Below are 15,799 nucleotides of genomic sequence, written 5' to 3'. Positions count from 1 at the left end.
ATCAGATCTCCTGCAATTTGTCGACGATTGATGCAACACCGGTCCGAACCGGGTCCACACATGGCAGGCCAAATTCGGCTTCGACCTCGGCCAGAAGCTTTTTGGCCGCCGCATCGTCAAGCGACTTGGTGTTGATGGCGAAACCGGCAACCACACAATCAGGGTTGGTCAGGCGCGCATGCATCAGGTTGACGTCCATCGTGGTTTTCAGGTCCGGCAACTTATAGCCCGGCAGACCACGCATGTGGGTACGGGTCGGTTCGTGGCAAACGATGATGGCATCGGGCTGCGAACCATGGATCAGCCCCATGGATACACCGGCGAACGAGGCATGGAACAGGCTGCCCTGCCCTTCGACAACGTCCCAATGGTCCGGCTCGTTGGCCGGCGCAATGGTTTCAACCGCGCCGGAAATAAAGTCCGAAATCACGGCATCAACCGAAATGCCTTCGCCCGCGATGAAAATACCGGTCTGGCCGGTGGCACGGAAAGTCGACTTCATGCCGCGCTTTTTCATTTCCGCATCAAGCGCAAGGGCGGTGTACATTTTCCCGACCGAGCAATCAGTCCCAACCGCCAGAACACGTTTGCCCGGACGTTTTTCACCGTTACCGACCGGCAGCTTGCCATCAAAGTGACGGACGTCGAAAAGTTTTACGCCTTTGGCGTTGGCGGCTTGGACCAGTTCGGGAATCGTCGACAGGCGCGTATGCAGACCGTTGGCGATATCCATCCCGGCATCAATCGCTGCCAGAAGGGTTTCCATCCATGCCGGTCCGATAATACCGCCACGGTTGGCAACGCCCAGAACGATGGTTTTGACACCGGCGGCTTTGGCTTCGGCAATCGACATTTCCGGCAGGCCAAGATCGGCCTGACAGCCCGGAAGGCTTAGCTGTGCGACGCACCATTCGGGGCGCCACTGTTTGATGCCAATCGCGGTTTTTGCCGCCAATTCGTCGGGTGCATCACCAAGAAACATAAGATACGGATGTTCGATTTTCATTTTACCTCCTTGACCAGCGTCCAACCGCTGCCCTTATAATCTTCAGGGGTCTGGACCCACTAACATGACCACAATGGCACCAGCTATGATCGTGAAATACAAGGAAAAGACCGCAGAGCGGGCCGCCACCCCGGTCAAGGGCTTTGACGCAGGAGTTCGCGCTCATAGCTGGTGTCCTTCGGATCGGTCAGATTTGCACGGGCTACTTTGTCGCAAAACCTTGAAAGATGCACATCTTCCTGCGATTTTGCTTCGCGTATCCGTACAAATCTGACCGACCATTGTGATCATGTTAGTGGGTCCAGACCCCTGCTTATAACGCAACTTGGTGGGAGCCATCCAGATATATGAATTGATATCTTCGACTATCCACCGAAATACTCGCACAAAATTCGAATATCGAAGCAAATAACAAAAAAACATTCTGAATTCATCGAAGACAAACCTCCTTTCTTGTGAATTTGACCGGGAAACGCCCGGAAAAAGCAAGAAAATGCAATTTTGAAGGACTGGCGCGAAAGCGTCCGACTACATATGAGTACCGATCTCAAAAAGTGGCTTTCTGACCGCAAAATTGAAGAAGTCGAATGTATTGTCCCAGATATGTCCGGGGTGGCACGCGGCAAGGTTCTGCCGACGCAAAAGTTTTTGCGCGGGCTTGAAGCCAAAAGCCTTGCCATCCCCGAGGCAATTTTTTCCATGACGGTCACCGGGGGCTACCCGGAAGAAACCGACGCGTTTCTCGACCCGGCGGAAAAAGACGTTGTCATGGTCCCTGATCCGGAAACCATTCGCGTCGTGCCGTGGTACGAAGAACCGACAGCACAGATTATTTGCGACTGTTATCATTTTTATGGCGACGAGGTGTCGATCTCACCGCGCCACGTTCTGAAACGTGTCCTGGCGGCCTTTGAAGAACGCGGCATGAAACCGATCATTGCCCCGGAACTTGAATTTTATTTGGTGGCAAAAAACACCGACCCGGACAACCCGCTTGAACCGCCAATCGGACGTTCGGGCCGCCCGGAACGGGCATCGAACGCCTTTGGCATCGATGCGATCAACGAATTCGATCCACTGATCGAAGACCTTTACGACTATTGCGAGGCCATGAATATCGACGCCGATACCATGAGCCACGAGTCGGGCCCCGCCCAGCTTGAAATGAACTTCAATCACGGCGCGCCGCTTGAACTGGCCGACCAGGCCTTCCTGTTTAAACGCACGCTGCGTGAAACCGCGCTCAAGCACGGGGTCTATGGCACATTCATGGCCAAACCGATGGGCAACCATCCGGGCAGTGCCATGCATATCCATCAAAGCGTCATCGACATCAAGACAGGCAAAAACCTGTTTGCCGATGACAATGGCGATAACTCGCAGATGTTCCTGAACTATGTCGGCGGCTTGCAGCGTTATCTGCCTGCTGCCATGCCGCTTCTGGCTCCGAACATGAACAGCTATCGCCGTTTGCAGCCCTGGTCGGATGCCCCGATCAACATGCACTGGTCACTTGATAACCGGACTGTCGGCCTGCGTCAGCCGAACGGCCCGGCCAATGCACGCCGTATCGAAAACCGCATTCCGGGGGCCGATGCCAACCCGTATCTGGCGATTGCGGCATCGCTTGCCTGTGGCCTGCTGGGTATTATCGAGGAAGTCGATCCGACCGCCCAGATCGAAGGGTCGGGTTATGACCGGGCGCATTCCCTGCCCCGTCACATCCACGAAGCACTGGCCAAATTCCATCGGTGCAAACCGCTAAAAGACCTGTTGGGCGAAGAATTTTCGGCCGCCGTTCTCGCCGTCAAGGAAGCCGAATGGGATGCCTATCAGACGGTGATCAGCGCGTGGGAGCGTGAACACCTTCTGCTGAACGTTTGATTGAATTCTTGCGCCAGGGCATCATCTCTGGCGCAAGAATGTTGCATGATGAATGCCTAATTTTTCACTTGATGCGAAAAATGCCCAAAAATCCATCTTGTATTTGACAAAAACCTGAGGCATTCGAAGGATATGAGGGTCTTGGAGAAAGCAATAACAGGACCTTCAAATTTTCAAACGCTGCCACATGGGAGGCTCAGCGAAATGAAATCACTTCTTAAATCTTCCAGCCTGGTTGTCCTTGCCGCAGCCCTTTCGGGCTTTGCCGCAAGCGCATCGGCACAGGAAGTCCTTAACGTTTATAACTGGTCTGACTATATCGGCGAAGAAACCGTCGCCAATTTCGAAAAGGAATATGGCGTAAAGGTCAATTACGACGTCTATGACAGCAACCAGGTTGTCGAAGCCAAACTGCTGGCTGGCAATTCGGGTTATGACCTTGTCGTTCCGACTCTGGCCGATGCACAGCGCCTGATCCAGGCAGGCATCTTCCAGAAAGTCGACAAATCCAAACTGGAAAACTTTGGCAATCTGGACAAGGTGATCCTGAACCAGACCGCCAAATACGACCCGAACAACGATTACGCTGTTCCGTACCTTTGGGGCACCAACGGCATTGGCTATAACGTTGCCAAGGTTCAGGAAGCTCTGGGTGACGATGCCCCGCTCGATAGCTGGGCGCTGGTTTTTGATCCGCAATATGCCGAAAAACTGTCAAAATGCGGTCTGACCATGCTTGACGATCCGGGCGAAATCGTGCCGCTCGTCAACTTCTATCTGGATAAGCCGGATTCCAAACAGTCGACCGCGGATATCGAAGCCGCAATGGCAGAGCTTGAAAAAGTCCGTCCCTACATCACCTATTTCCACAGCTCGCAATATATCAACGACCTTGCCAATGGTAACGTCTGCGTATCGATCGGCTGGTCAGGTGACGTTGGCCAGGCCGCCCTTCGCGCCGAAGAAGCCGGCAATGGCAACCAGATCAAATACGTGATCCCGAAAGAAGGCACCCTGATCTGGTTTGACGTGATGATGATCCCGGCCGACGCGCCGAACCCGGATCTGGCCCACAAATTCATTGATTACATCCTGCGCGCCGATGTCGGTGCCGATCTTGCCAACTATGTCGAATATGCCAGCCCGAACGAGGCTGCCATGGAATTCATCGACGAAGATCTGAAAGCCGATCCGGGTGTTTACCCGTCGCAGGAAGTCAAGGAACGCCTGCGTTCCAAGATCGAGCCGGGCTCGAAAGAACTTCGGACCCGTACCCGTCTGTGGACCAAGCTTAAAACCGGCCAGTAATCGATCAATAAATCGATCAAGTAATCGGTCCGGTTAATACCAGACATGCCCAAAGGGGCGCTGCACAGTTCGCAGCGCCCCTTTTTTGTGACATTGCGAACTGTGACTCGTGATGACGTGCGTGAAATTGCGCAGGGTGCCAAAGCCGCGCTAAACGAAGATGAAACCGTCAATAATGCACATTTTCTGAACACCTCTGCTGACTTTTCCGCCATTTATCGCAATTTCAACCACGAAACGTTCGAAATATCGCACACCCCTCTTTACAGATTGTGGAATTGCTTCATCCTGTTAATCAGGCAGAACCAAAACATCGGACGGCAAGCTTCGGCCGACCGCGCTCGAATGCATAGCCGGGCATGTCGCCCGATGTTTTGGGTATATCTCGACAACAAACAAGGGGAGAAGCTTGGTGTCGCAGGGGGCTTTGCAGAAAGCACACGAGGATGTGCACAAGACTCAGCCTTGGAACAATCCCGAAGCGGTCCCGTTTATCCGTTTCGAGAATGTGACCAAGAAGTTCGGCGACTTTTATGCCGTCGATGATGTGTCGCTTGATATTTACCGGCATGAATTATTTGCCCTTCTGGGCGGATCGGGCTGCGGCAAAACAACCCTTTTGCGGATGCTGGCCGGGTTCGAGGAACCGACAGCGGGCAAAATCTTCATCGATGGTGTCGATATGGCAGGCGTCCCGGCCTATGAACGCCCGACCAACATGATGTTCCAGTCCTATGCCCTGTTCCCGCACATGACAGTTGAACAGAATGTGGCCTTTGGCCTGCATCAGGACGGATTGCCGAAATCGGAAATCCGCACGCTAGTTTCCGATATGCTGGCCCTTGTGCAAATGACCAAGTTTGCCAAACGCAAACCCCATCAGCTTTCCGGCGGGCAGCGCCAGCGTGTTGCTCTGGCGCGATCCCTTGTCAAAAAGCCAAAGGTTCTTCTGCTCGACGAACCGCTTGGCGCACTTGATAAAAAGCTGCGCGAACAGACACAGTTCGAACTGGTCAACATTCAGGAAAAGGTCGGCACCACCTTTGTCATGGTCACCCATGATCAGGAAGAAGCCATGACAATGGCATCGCGCATTGCGGTGATGAATGAAGGTGTGATCCGTCAGCTTGGCACCCCGTTCGAACTTTACGAATATCCCAACAGCCGCTTTACCGCGAACTTCCTCGGTCAGGTCAACCTGATCGAAGGAACGCTTGTCGATGATGACGAAAAATACGCCGTCATTCATTCCGACGATGCCGGTGGTGAAATTTATATCGATCACGCCGTTCAGGGCCACGAAGGGGCGACACTTTGGATCGCGCTTCGCCCGGAACGTTTGCGCCTGCTGACCGAAAAACCGACCGATACGAAATATAATTGCCTGTCTGGCAAGGTCGAGGAAATCGGTTATCTTGGCGGGCTTTCGACCTATCACGTGCGCCTTGATAGCGGTTTCCGCATCAAGGTCACCGAACCCAATTCCAGCCGCCATATCGAACCACGTTACACGTGGGAAGATCGCGTCTGGGTAACGTGGGAGGCCGGGGCTGCTTCGGTTCTGAACCAATGAGCAGTGACAAGCCAACCCTGAAACAACGTTATGATCGCCTGATGCTCAAGCATGGCCGGGTCCTTGTGATCGGCCTGCCCTATCTCTGGCTGATGCTGTTCTTCCTGATCCCGTTCCTGATCGTTCTGAAAATCAGCTTCGCCACCGCCGAATACGCCCAGCCGCCCTATAGCGCGCTGTTCACGTGGATTGACGAAGGGGTCAATATCACGATCAATTTCGGCAATTACCTGTTTCTGCTTAGCGACAGTCTTTATATATCGGCCTATCTGAATTCGATCCGGATTGCTGCGATTTCAACCGTGATCACGCTTCTGATCGGTTATCCGATGGCCTATGGCATTGCACGCGCGCAAGGATCGCTTCGCAGTGTGCTGCTGATGATGGTGATCCTGCCGTTCTGGACCAGCTTCCTGATCCGCGTTTATGCCTGGATCGGCATTCTGGACCGCGAGGGGCTGATCAATGCGCTGTTGCTGAACCTTGGCATTATTTCCGAGCCATTGATCATGCGTCAGACCGAATTCGCGGTCTATATCGGCATTGTCTATACTTACCTGCCCTTCATGATCCTGCCGCTTTATTCCACGCTGGAAAAAATGGATGTCAGCCTGATCGAGGCCGCCCTTGATCTTGGCTGCAAGCCATGGAAAGCCTTCATGAAGGTGACATTGCCCCTATCGATGCCCGGCATTCTGGCCGGATCGCTTCTGGTGTTCATTCCGTCCGTTGGCGAGTTTGTCATCCCGGAACTTCTGGGCGGGCCGAATACCCTGATGATCGGTCGCACGCTTTGGAACGAATTCTTTGCCAACCGTGACTGGCCGATTGCATCCTCGGTCGCGATTGCGATGCTGCTGTTCCTTGTCGTACCGATCATGTGGTTCCAGCATATCCAGACCAAGCAGGAGGAAAACGGACAATGACCGGCAAACGTTCGACTTTCCTTCTAAGCGCCTTGGTGTTCGGCTTTGCATTTCTGTATGTCCCGATCCTGCTTGTGATCATTTATTCGTTTAACGAGGGCAAGCTGGTCACCGTCTGGACCGGTTTCTCGTTCAAATGGTATGTATCGCTGTTTTCCAATGACGGCATGATCGATGCCGCCTGGAACAGCCTTCGGATCGGGGTGATGTCGGCAACGCTGGCCCTTGCGGTTGGCACACCGGCCGGGCTTGTCATGTCCCGTTTCGGACGGTTCAAAAGCCGCACCCTGTTTTCGGGCATGGTTGCCGCCCCGCTTGTGATGCCCGAAGTCATCACCGGCCTGTCCCTGCTATTGCTGTTTGTCACCCTTGAACAGTTGATCGGATGGCCAGCCGGGCGTGGTGTAACCACGATTGTGATCGCACATACGACCTTCTGTGCCGCCTATGTCGCAGTTGTTGTGCAATCGCGACTGGCGGGCATGGATACCTCGGTCGAAGAAGCCGCGATGGACCTTGGTGCCAAACCGGCAAAGATTTTCTTTGTCATTACCCTGCCCATGATCCTGCCGGCCCTGTTGGCCGGGTGGCTTTTGTCATTTACCCTGTCGCTTGACGATCTGGTGATTGCAAGCTTCGTCGCCGGTCCGGGCTCCACCACCCTGCCGATGAAGGTTTTCTCATCCGTGCGACTGGGTGTTTCGCCGGAAATCAACGCGCTCGCGACACTGATCATCCTTGCCGTATCGGTGATGATCGTAATTTCTAGCCTGCTGATCCTGCGGTCAGAACGGGCGCGAACCCGATCCATGAACCAGACGACAATCGATACCTGATGTCATGTCGCCCAATGCAAAAAAGCAGCACCTTCGCGGGTGCTGCTTTTTTTTTGATGCTGATTGAAAAGCCGATGGCAAAACCGAAATCAGGCCCGGTTCTGTTCTTCCATCTGACGCAGGAATTCACGACATTTCATACCCGGCGCAAGAACACGCCAGTACGACACCACCGCTTCTTCGGTTGCCACACTGAAATCAATAATCAGATTATCAAGCGCGTTCTGGCGCATCAGTTCGGCAACACGTTCCGGAATCTGTGACATCTGCCACATGCCAATCACCAATGCATAGGATGTCCGCATCAGCTTGTTGGCATTCTCGGGCGTGATGGCATACAGCTCGGACAGGGCATCTGCCGTCCGTTTCACCATGGAAGAAATAAATCTTCGATGGCTTAGAACCGCTTCATCGTCCGTCCCCTGCTCAAGAACCCCCTGTGACAGGGACGCCAGATGCAGGAATTGCTTCCGTTTGACAAGATACTGCACGAATTGTTGTGCAACGCGTGCTGAATCCCGTTCTTCGGGACGGCGTAACGCTTCCTGTTCAATCACTTCAAGGTTGTTTTCAAACCACCCCTTCAGGAACCCGCGCAGGACTTCCAGAAAAAGGGCTTCCTTGCTTGAAAAATAAAGATACAGCGTGCCTTTGGCGAGACTGGCCTTTTTGGCGACTTCGGCTGCCGATGGCAGTTGTCCGTCCCCCTCAAGATAAAGCGCCTCGGCTGCGACAAGTATATCGTTTCTACGTTTCAGTTTTTGCTCGTGGCTACGCGCACGAACAAGACATTCGTTTTCCATAGAGAATTATTCCCCCAACATTCTCCCTGAACTTATATTAATGCCTATTAATTCATTCAAAAGTCAAATCGCGCGGTGACTTTCGATAGATAAAATCAAAGAAACGTCGATGTAACAAACAGTTCGCCTGCATTTTTTGAGCGCACGTTAGATGAACAATAGTCACCACACAGCAATCACGAAACGTATTTGCGAACAAAAATCGCGAATCTGTACAGATTTGATTCGCTGCGGCTGCGAAGTCCCGATTGCGGCACGCGCGAAATACCTGATGGGTAGCCTTCATACCAAAACCATTCAACCGCCAGCTACTTCTGGTAACAAAAATGGCCCTGATTGGGCGTCCCTAACCTTTTGAGTGGGTGATCTTGTTGATAAACCACGTTAAATCAAACTTGGGGAAGATTAAAATCCGCGAAAACAAGCGGTGTCATTTTTCACCACTGATCCTGAAACTGGTCTTAGAACCGAGGGGACTATGAGCACACACGACGAAAATGAACTTCCTGAAGCCAATAATGGCTCTCAGGCGGCGGCAGATATTGCTGAAAACAGCGAAAACGCCGAATACCATAACGGCCAGATTCAATATTACGGTCGCTGGCAGGACGTTCTGAAACTTTGCTGCTGGAACACGCTTTGGACCATCCTGACATTGGGCATATTCCGTTTCTGGGCCAAAACCCGGATGCGCCGCTATATCTGGAGCAACATCGTCATTGATGGTGATGCGTTGGAATATACCGGCCGCGGGTTGGAACTTTTCCTTGGCTTCCTGATTATCTCGGTCATCTTTATCCCCGCGTCCCTGCTGCTGGGCTTTATCTCGGCCCAACTGCCCCCGGCCATGCAGGGATTGCAGATTATCGTGATGTATGCCGTCATTCTGTTTCTGATTTTTGTCGCGATCTATCGCGCCACGCGCTATCGCATGAGCCGCACCTTCTGGCGCGGCATTCGCGGGAAACTGGGCGGTTCGTCCTTCAAATATGCCCTGATCGGCTTTGGCAGCTTTTTGGCAGCCATCCTGTCGCTGGGCATTCTGATGCCGCTCAGCTTTATTACGCTGACCCGCTATGAAACCAACAACACCTGGATCGGCGACCATCAGGCACGCTTTACCGGTACATTCGGCCCTGCCTTCAAAAAGTGGATCCTGACCTGGCTCCTGTGTCTGGTCGCGATTGCCATATCGGGCGGCATTATTGCGGCGGCGGTTAACTTTACGCACTCCCCGTTTTATATCGTGCCGCTGGCCTTTATTCCGTATCTCGTGATCGTCTTCGGGATGGCCTGGTACCATGTATGGTGCTTCCGGTATCAAAGCGAAAACACCACCCTTGCAGGCCTGCAATTTGGCAGCACGCTAGCGACCAGGCAATATATCAAACTGTTGCTGCGCTTCCTGCTGTTGATGGTTTTGGCGGGGATTGTCTTTGTTGCCCTGCTGTCGGTCACCGGTGGTTTTGCCGCATTCTCGATCCTTGCAAATAACGCGGCATCCTATATGCCACCGGAACAGGTTCTGGCGATCCTGGCACCGTTCTTTATCCTGATGCTGCTTGCAACACCTGTCTTCGGCATCCTGACATTTGTCGGGCTGACCCATCCGATGCTGGCACTGCATGTTTCATCGCTGGTATATGACGGTGACATCGCAGAACTGCATCAGAACACGGATGCACAGAACGTCCCGCGCACCGGCGAAGGTCTTGCAGAAGCCTTTGATCTGGGCGGGATTTAACAAGGCATTTTGATGAACAGCTTGCCCAATGCCCGTCTTTTTGACGGTAAAACATCGTTGGCAACGAATGTAACGGTCGGCATATCCGACCGTTACATTACCCTGTATCTGCCAGACGGCGGGGAACAGGTGCTGTCAAAAGACAGTGTTTATCTGTGTGAAAAGATCGAAAAGGGAAAACCGCTTCGTTTGCGAAAGCGCAAGGATGATGGATTTCGCCTGATTTTTGACGATCCGCACTCCAAGGCCTTCATTGTCGAAAACCTGCCCGGACTTGCCGTGGACGAAGGGGCCACACGGGCAAAAGTCCGGCTTGCGTCTGGTATCATCGGTTTCTCCGCGGCAATTGCCCTGCTGATCTGGCAGGGCATGCCGTTGATGATCGATCTGGTCATCGCGGTGTATCCACGTTCCATGGAAACGGATATGGGACGCAACGCACGCGAACAGATCGTGGCGATCATGGGCGAAGACCGCGACGGGACAAGTGCGTGTGCGATCAACGATCCCGCACAAAAGGTCATCACCACCATTCTGGGCCGCTTTGAACAAACCGGCGCACTGACATATGACTACCAAACCACCGTACTGCGCAGCGATATCGAAAACGCCCTTGCCCTGCCCGGCGGGCAGATCATTGTATTTTCCGAACTGATAAAAAAGGCGGAAAATCCCGAAGCTCTGGCTGGCGTTCTGGCCCATGAAATCGGCCATACGGAAATGCAGCATGGCCTTAAAAAACTGTTTTCAGGTATCGCGCTTGGGCAGCTTGTCCGATTGATGACCGGCGGAGCCGACCTTCCGGTCGGCTTTGTCATGGAACAAAGCTATTCCCGGGACATGGAAACCGATGCCGATCACTTTGCTCTTGAACTGATGGGTGACGCCAGCATCGAAACCCAAAGCACGGCAAAGCTGTTTCGCACAATCTCCACCGAAAGCAGATATGCCGAAATTGCCAGTTTCCTGCCGGAAATCCTAAGCTCGCACCCGGAAATGACAGGTCGGATCGACCTGTTTGAACAAAGCGACATCACAGGTACGCTTGATATCAATCCGCAGGACTGGAAAGCCTTGCAAACGGTCTGCGACTAACCACGTTGGAACCGGACAGGCCATAAAACTGCCCGCCTCGCTTGAGCGGATCAGACCGGCAATTCGGTCGTGCGTTTGACTTCGCGCAGGGTGATGATGGTCTGGACCCGTTCCACCCCCGGAAGCTGGGTCAGGACTTCGCTGTGGATGCGTTCATAGTCGGCAGTATTGCTGTAAACCACATGCACCAGATAGTCGCTCTGCCCCGCAAGAAGGTAACATTCCACGACTTCCGGGACCGACTGGATTTCCTTTTCAAAGGTTTCAAGCGCCTCGCGGGTCTGGCGTGCGATCGAGATATTGACGAATGCATTGCCCGGTTTGCCGATGCGGGCCGGATTAAGCAGCATCGTGTAACGATCAATCAGACCGGCTTCTTCCAGAAGCCTGACACGGCGCAAGCAGGCCGACGCCGATAAATTGACCTTTTCGGCCAGTTCGGCGTTGCTGATACGACCGTCGCGCTGAAGCAGCCGCAGGATCATCCGGTCACGTTCGTCCATCTGCATTTCGAATATTCTCCCTGCCTGAAGCGGATTTTTTAAAATTATATAGCATTAATACCATCAAACTCACCGATGATTGAAGGGAAATTGCCACAATTTTCGGGTATCCTGCATAGATAACTAAAAACGGGAGAACCGTTATCATCGCCACGTTTGTCCGGGAGAGAAACAATGCTGATTGGCATTCCGAAAGAAATCAAAAACCATGAATATCGCGTCGGCCTGACCCCGAGTTCCGTGCGTGAAGCCACGGCCCACGGGCATGACGTCATCATCGAAACCAATGCTGGTGCCGGTATCGGTTGCAGCAACGATGATTACGTCGCCGCCGGCGCAAAAATCGTCGATACCGCGGCCGAAATCTTTGCCAAATCCGAAATGATCGTAAAGGTCAAGGAACCGCAGAAAGTCGAATACGAGCAGCTCCGCGAAGGGCAGCTTCTGTTTACCTACCTTCATCTGGCGCCCGATCCGGAACAGACCGAGGGTCTGATCAAATCCGGGGTGACGGCGATTGCCTATGAAACCGTTACCGATAAAAATGGTGGTCTGCCATTGCTGGCCCCGATGTCCGAAGTTGCCGGGCGCATGGCACCGCAGGTCGGTGCAGCGGCCCTGCAAAAGGCCAATGGCGGACGTGGCATGTTGCTAGGCGGTGTGCCCGGTGTTGCCCCGGCCAAGGTCGTTGTAATCGGCGGCGGCGTTGTCGGCACCAATGCCGCCCGCATTGCCGCGGGCATGGGCGCGGATGTCATCATTCTCGACAAGAATGTCAAACGCCTGACCTATATTGACGATGTGTTTGGCCCGCGCATCAAAACGCAATATGCCACCATCGATGATACCGAGGCACTGGTCTATGATGCCGACATGGTTGTCGGTGCGGTTTTGATCCCGGGTGCCGCCGCCCCGAAACTGATCCACAAGGACCAGCTTTCAAAAATGAAGCCGGGTTCGGTGATTGTCGATGTCGCGATTGATCAGGGCGGCTGCTTTGAAACATCCAAAGCCACCACCCATGCCGATCCGACCTATATCGTCGATGACGTGGTGCATTACTGTGTTGCCAACATGCCCGGTGCGGTGGCCCGCACATCGACCTTTGCGCTCAACAACGCGACCCTGCCCTTCACCCTTGCCCTTGCCGACAAGGGCTGGAAAAAAGCCTGCCAGGACGACCCGCATCTGGCGGCAGGGCTAAACGTTCACGAAGGTCGCATCACCTATGAGGCCGTCGCACGTGATCTTGGGTACGATTACCTGCCCCTTGATCGTGTGCTGGCGTAAACCAGCTTAACGTAACCTCCCGGCAGGACTAGTCACCCTGCCCCACGCAAACCCCGCCAATCATTTTGGCGGGGTTTGTTGTCCTGAGCTATGCTAGCCTTGCTGAAAAATACATTCGGGATGAAATGATCATGGAAATATCGATGCTGATCGGGGCGATGGTCGCGGCCGCCATCTATACCCTGACACCCGGCCCGGCCTTTTTGGCGATGCTGGGCATTGGTGCCGCACAGGGGCGAAAGGCAAGTGCCGGTTTCCTGTTCGGGCATTTTGCCGGGGACATCATGTGGGCCAGTCTGGCGCTGGTGGCGATCATCGGGTCACGCGTCCTTGATCCGATGGTGTTTGATATTCTGGCGATGATTTGCGGGGTCTACCTGTTCTGGCTTGGTATCCGGGCTGTCACCGCCAAGCGCAAGGTCGATGGTGCGGTGAGCATGACCGTCCGCCACCCGTGGCGGCGCGGCATCATTTTCGGTATCACCAACCCAAAGGGATACCCAGTCGCGGTCGCGATGTTCACAGCCCTTCTGGCACAGGATGCCGCGTCGCTTGGCTGGGACAGTATGACGGGGCTTTTACTGGCCTCTGCCGTCGGGTTTCTGATCGCCGATCTGATCCTGATCTGGATTGTCGGACTTGGCGTGTTGCGCCGGATGTATCAGCGCCACGAAATCTGGATCGTGCGCGCCACCGGGGTTTTATTTATCGGTTTTGCAGTTCAGGCAATCGCCAATGCCCTGCCCAACCTCGGCCACAGCCTTGCACACGGGTTCAGCACGCTTCGCAAACCCTAATCATTCTTGATACCCCAAACAAAAAGCCGCCCGGCGAACCGGGCGGCTTTTTGGCTGTTATGGTTTGGACGACTTAAAATTCGACCTGCGTCACATCGCGAACCGCACCCTGATCGGCACTGGTTGCAAGCGCGGCATAGGCACGAAGGGCCGTTGTCACCTTGCGTTTGCGCGGCTTGGCCGGTTTCCAGGCATCCTTGCCCTTGGCTTCCATTTCCTGACGGCGCGCCGCCAGAACCGCATCATCAACCGCAATCCTGATCGACCGGTTCGGAATATCGATTTCGATGATATCGCCCGGCTCGATCAATGCGATATCCCCGCCTGCCGCGGCTTCCGGCGATACGTGGCCAATCGAAAGACCCGACGTCCCGCCCGAAAAACGCCCATCGGTGACAAGCGCACAGGCCTTGCCCAGCCCCATCGATTTCAGATAGCTGGTCGGATACAGCATTTCCTGCATGCCCGGACCACCTTTGGGGCCTTCATAACGGATGACGACAACATCGCCTTCCTTGACCTCGCCCCCCAGAACCTTGGCAACCGCCTCGTCCTGGCTTTCACAGATCACGGCCGGACCAGTAAATTTCAGGATGCTGGCATCGACACCGGCGGTTTTAACGATACAGCCATTGACCGCCATATTGCCAAACAGAACCGCCAGACCGCCATCCTTGCTGTAGGCATGTTCGATATCGCGGATACAGCCTTCTTTTTCGTCAAGGTCAAGATCATCCCAATACCGTTCCTGACTGAACGCGGTCTGGGTCGGGATGCCCCCCGGCATGGCGCGGAAGAATTTATGCACCGCTTCGTTCTTGGTGCGCCGGATGTCCCATTTTTCAAGGGCATCGGCCATGGTTTTGCTATGAACCGTCGGCACATCGGTATGCAGCAACCCACCGCGTTCCAGCTCGCCCAGAATACGCATGATGCCGCCGGCACGATGGACGTCTTCCATGTGATATAGCGGATGCGAGGGCGCAACCTTCGACAGATGCGGAATCTGGCGCGACAGACGATCCATGTCGGCCATGGTAAAGTTGACCTCGGCCTCGCGCGCAATCGCCAGCAGATGCAGAACAGTATTGGTCGAACCGCCCATCGCGATATCAAGCGCCATGGCATTTTCAAAGGCCTTGAACGTCGCGATGCCCCGCGGGGTCGCGGTAACGTCTTCTTCCTCGTAATAACGGCGCGCCAGCTTGACGGATGTGCGCGCCGCCTCAAGGAACAGTTCCTGACGCGCGGCATGCGTCGCCAGCACCGAACCATTCCCCGGCAGTGCAAGGCCAAGCGCCTCGGCCAGGCAATTCATCGAGTTGGCGGTAAACATGCCGGAGCACGAACCGCAGGTCGGGCATGCCGACCGTTCGACAACCGCAACCTGTTCGTCCGAGATTTTCGGATCGGCGGCTTCGACCATCGCATCAACAAGGTCAAGATGACGTTCCTTGCCATCAATGGTGACCTTCCCGGCCTCCATCGGGCCACCGGAAACGAACACCGCCGGAACGTTAAGGCGCATGGCGGCCATCAACATGCCCGGCGTGATCTTGTCACAATTGGAAATGCAGACCATCGCGTCCGCACAATGGGCATTGACCATATATTCGACGGAATCCGCAATGATTTCACGCGACGGCAGGCTGTAAAGCATGCCGTCATGGCCCATCGCGATACCGTCATCGACCGCAATGGTATTGAATTCCTTGGCAACACCACCGGCGGCTTCGATTTCGCGGGCCACCATCTGACCAAGGTCTTTCAGGTGAACGTGACCAGGCACGAACTGGGTAAAGCTGTTGACGACCGCAATGATCGGCTTGTCAAAGTCTTCATCCTTCATGCCCGTGGCGCGCCAAAGGCCGCGCGCACCGGCCATATTGCGGCCATGGGTGGTTGTACGGGACCGATATTCCGGCATGGTCGAACCTCTCTATCTTCGCGGGGTGTTTATCATTGTTACATATTTAGCGGTTCTAGCACAGTCTTCGCGCCCAATGACAGTTTTTTGCCCGAAAATTTCGTGTT

General features: G+C 54.3%; 13 protein-coding genes. 9 read left to right on the top strand and 4 right to left on the bottom strand.

Going from position 1 to position 15,799, the window contains the following annotated elements:
* Position 1: 1 nt before the first annotated feature.
* Positions 2-1,006 (bottom strand): N-acetyltransferase DgcN, encoded by a 1,005-nt coding sequence (gene dgcN, locus IT971_RS07065; protein WP_007091770.1) that lies wholly within the window; start codon positions 1,004-1,006, stop codon positions 2-4.
* Between the two features lie 534 nt (positions 1,007-1,540).
* Between dgcN and IT971_RS07060 the strand changes: the two genes are divergently transcribed.
* The 5 genes from IT971_RS07060 to IT971_RS07040 all read left to right on the top strand — a co-directional run bounded on the left by IT971_RS07060 (position 1,541) and on the right by IT971_RS07040 (position 7,533).
* Positions 1,541-2,890, top strand: a complete 1,350-nt coding sequence (locus IT971_RS07060) for a glutamine synthetase family protein (protein WP_063093323.1) — start codon at positions 1,541-1,543, stop codon at positions 2,888-2,890.
* 204 nt (positions 2,891-3,094) lie between these two features.
* Positions 3,095-4,198: a polyamine ABC transporter substrate-binding protein gene (locus tag IT971_RS07055; RefSeq protein WP_063093322.1), complete on the top strand. Its 1,104-nt coding sequence runs from the start codon at positions 3,095-3,097 to the stop codon at positions 4,196-4,198.
* Between the two features lie 412 nt (positions 4,199-4,610).
* Positions 4,611-5,771 (top strand): ABC transporter ATP-binding protein, encoded by a 1,161-nt coding sequence (locus IT971_RS07050; protein WP_007091767.1) that lies wholly within the window; start codon positions 4,611-4,613, stop codon positions 5,769-5,771.
* Positions 5,768-6,697 (top strand): ABC transporter permease subunit, encoded by a 930-nt coding sequence (locus IT971_RS07045; protein ID WP_037987892.1) that lies wholly within the window; start codon positions 5,768-5,770, stop codon positions 6,695-6,697. Before IT971_RS07050 ends, IT971_RS07045 begins: the two co-directional genes overlap by 4 nt.
* A complete protein-coding gene (locus IT971_RS07040; protein ID WP_007091765.1) occupies positions 6,694-7,533 on the top strand; it encodes an ABC transporter permease subunit in 840 nt (279 codons plus the stop codon). Before IT971_RS07045 ends, IT971_RS07040 begins: the two co-directional genes overlap by 4 nt.
* A gap of 89 nt (positions 7,534-7,622) precedes the next feature.
* On the opposite strand, the gene IT971_RS07035 is transcribed toward IT971_RS07040, so the two are convergent.
* Complete coding sequence (locus IT971_RS07035) at positions 7,623-8,336, bottom strand: TetR family transcriptional regulator (RefSeq protein WP_007092106.1); 714 nt, start codon at positions 8,334-8,336, stop codon at positions 7,623-7,625.
* A gap of 478 nt (positions 8,337-8,814) precedes the next feature.
* Between IT971_RS07035 and IT971_RS07030 the strand changes: the two genes are divergently transcribed.
* Positions 8,815-10,080 carry a YjgN family protein gene (locus IT971_RS07030; RefSeq protein ID WP_063093321.1) on the top strand — a complete coding sequence of 422 codons (1,266 nt, stop codon included), beginning with the start codon at positions 8,815-8,817 and terminating at the stop codon, positions 10,078-10,080.
* Positions 10,081-10,092: 12 nt separating this feature from the next.
* Positions 10,093-11,175 carry a M48 family metallopeptidase gene (locus tag IT971_RS07025; protein ID WP_063093320.1) on the top strand — a complete coding sequence of 361 codons (1,083 nt, stop codon included), beginning with the start codon at positions 10,093-10,095 and terminating at the stop codon, positions 11,173-11,175.
* A 50-nt stretch (positions 11,176-11,225) separates the two neighbouring features.
* Here the strand turns inward: IT971_RS07025 and IT971_RS07020 are convergent, their stop codons facing one another.
* Entirely contained in the window at positions 11,226-11,684 is a 459-nt protein-coding gene (locus tag IT971_RS07020) for an Lrp/AsnC family transcriptional regulator (RefSeq protein WP_007092109.1), read from the bottom strand.
* Positions 11,685-11,852: 168 nt separating this feature from the next.
* On the opposite strand from IT971_RS07020, the gene ald reads away from it, so the two are divergent.
* Both ald and IT971_RS07010 read left to right on the top strand, forming a co-directional pair.
* Positions 11,853-12,968, top strand: coding sequence for an alanine dehydrogenase (gene ald / locus IT971_RS07015; protein WP_063093319.1), 1,116 nt, complete (start codon positions 11,853-11,855; stop codon positions 12,966-12,968).
* Positions 12,969-13,099: 131 nt separating this feature from the next.
* Positions 13,100-13,765 carry a LysE family translocator gene (locus IT971_RS07010; RefSeq protein WP_063093431.1) on the top strand — a complete coding sequence of 222 codons (666 nt, stop codon included), beginning with the start codon at positions 13,100-13,102 and terminating at the stop codon, positions 13,763-13,765.
* A gap of 73 nt (positions 13,766-13,838) precedes the next feature.
* On the opposite strand, the gene ilvD is transcribed toward IT971_RS07010, so the two are convergent.
* Complete coding sequence (ilvD, locus tag IT971_RS07005; protein ID WP_037987909.1) at positions 13,839-15,692, bottom strand: dihydroxy-acid dehydratase; 1,854 nt, start codon at positions 15,690-15,692, stop codon at positions 13,839-13,841.
* Between the last annotated feature and the right edge of the window lie 107 nt (positions 15,693-15,799).

It is taken from the genome of Thalassospira sp. B30-1 (genome assembly GCF_015767575.1).
GTDB classification, from domain to species: Bacteria; Pseudomonadota; Alphaproteobacteria; order Rhodospirillales; family Thalassospiraceae; genus Thalassospira; species Thalassospira xiamenensis.
This window is presented reverse-complemented; position numbering and strand designations above follow the sequence as displayed.

Coding starts and splice junctions, on each gene's coding strand:
- dgcN (WP_007091770.1), bottom strand. CDS start 1,006: ATGAAAATCGAACATCCGTATCTTATGTTTCTTGGTGATGCACCCGAC.
- IT971_RS07060 (WP_063093323.1), top strand. CDS start 1,541: ATGAGTACCGATCTCAAAAAGTGGCTTTCTGACCGCAAAATTGAAGAA.
- IT971_RS07055 (WP_063093322.1), top strand. CDS start 3,095: ATGAAATCACTTCTTAAATCTTCCAGCCTGGTTGTCCTTGCCGCAGCC.
- IT971_RS07045 (WP_037987892.1), top strand. CDS start 5,768: ATGAGCAGTGACAAGCCAACCCTGAAACAACGTTATGATCGCCTGATG.
- IT971_RS07040 (WP_007091765.1), top strand. CDS start 6,694: ATGACCGGCAAACGTTCGACTTTCCTTCTAAGCGCCTTGGTGTTCGGC.
- IT971_RS07035 (WP_007092106.1), bottom strand. CDS start 8,336: ATGGAAAACGAATGTCTTGTTCGTGCGCGTAGCCACGAGCAAAAACTG.
- IT971_RS07030 (WP_063093321.1), top strand. CDS start 8,815: ATGAGCACACACGACGAAAATGAACTTCCTGAAGCCAATAATGGCTCT.
- IT971_RS07025 (WP_063093320.1), top strand. CDS start 10,093: ATGAACAGCTTGCCCAATGCCCGTCTTTTTGACGGTAAAACATCGTTG.
- IT971_RS07020 (WP_007092109.1), bottom strand. CDS start 11,684: ATGCAGATGGACGAACGTGACCGGATGATCCTGCGGCTGCTTCAGCGC.
- ald (WP_063093319.1), top strand. CDS start 11,853: ATGCTGATTGGCATTCCGAAAGAAATCAAAAACCATGAATATCGCGTC.
- IT971_RS07010 (WP_063093431.1), top strand. CDS start 13,100: ATGGAAATATCGATGCTGATCGGGGCGATGGTCGCGGCCGCCATCTAT.
- ilvD (WP_037987909.1), bottom strand. CDS start 15,692: ATGCCGGAATATCGGTCCCGTACAACCACCCATGGCCGCAATATGGCC.